The sequence below is a fragment of the Clostridium boliviensis genome, assembly GCF_033342255.1.
In the GTDB taxonomy this organism is placed as follows: Bacteria; Bacillota; Clostridia; order Lachnospirales; family Lachnospiraceae; genus Lacrimispora; species Lacrimispora boliviensis.
Genome location: NZ_JAWONS010000068.1, coordinates 1 through 1,055, shown reverse-complemented (window position 1 = coordinate 1,055; position 1,055 = coordinate 1). Strand labels below are relative to the sequence as shown.

The following is a 1,055-nucleotide window of genomic DNA, read 5'->3' as shown; positions in this document are numbered from 1 at the left end:
GACGAATTTCTCAGCTGCGATCCGGGACTGATCGATATCTTCCTGTGTGAGCTTTTCAGGAGCTGGTTCAGGTGCCGCTTTGGGTGTTTGTTCAGGATCTCGGTCTACTACTTGGCGCGTGGATTCCGCCTGTACCGGAGCGTTTTTTTCATCTTGCAAAGCATTCATGATCCATGCTCCTGCCGAAAAACAAAAAACGCCTGCAACGACAATACTTATAACAGCAGTTCGACGACGAACCATGACTTGAGGTTTTGCTTCTCGAAACGGAGGAGGTGAAGAAACGGGCAAGGGACTTTCAGGCTCCGATTGCTCCTTTACCTGTTCTTCTTTCTGATCTTGGCCAGTGAGAAGCTGTCGAAAGGTTTCTAGGTCAGAATAATCTAATTGTATATGGCCGGATCCGCAAAGGAATACCTTCAAATAGCCGTCATCCGTCAGTCCGATGTTTTCGGGGTGGTAGACGGGTTTCATCGGGATGGGTTGGTCCTTTAAATATGCCTCCAAGTCGGCCAATTGCTTACAACATAAGTCTGCCGTCTCTTCGTCTAAAGGAATCTGGTGAATCAGATTTTCAATCAGCACATAAGGATGAACAAAAACAAGTGCACCCGGCTCTTGATACACTTCCAAATAGGGAATTAACATCGGATGATCTAATGACAGGTACTGATCGATCAATGTTTGCGGTGGTGATTCAAGGAGCGGTATATGTTGAAGAAGGAACTTTTCTTCCTCTTTTGAACCGATCCCCCATTTCCCAAAAGGGGAGTCGGATACCATCTCAAGATAAAACTGACGATAGATTTCCCCTTGCTGAAACACTCCATTCACCCCCCTAGATTATCGCGGGAAAAGGGGGCATTTGGCCCCCTCATCCCTTTGTGATATAATTTTTTGTACTCTTATCCCATAGCGGCTTGCGGTTCATCTGCAAGCCGCTGTTTTTCTTCTTCAAAAGCGGCTTGCAGTTCTTCAACTGCTTTTTGCCGGCGATAGAATGGATCTTCGACCAAATGCTTTTTATCTTCGTATTCCTTGACAAACCGAAAAAC

The 1,055-nt window shown here is 46.0% G+C and carries 1 protein-coding gene; it reads right to left on the bottom strand.

Annotation, left to right across the window (positions count from 1 at the left end):
* A partial coding sequence (locus tag RZO55_RS02975) for a protein kinase family protein (RefSeq protein WP_318062806.1) occupies positions 1-825 on the bottom strand: 825 nt, incomplete at its 3' end.
* Positions 826-1,055: the final 230 nt, after the last annotated feature.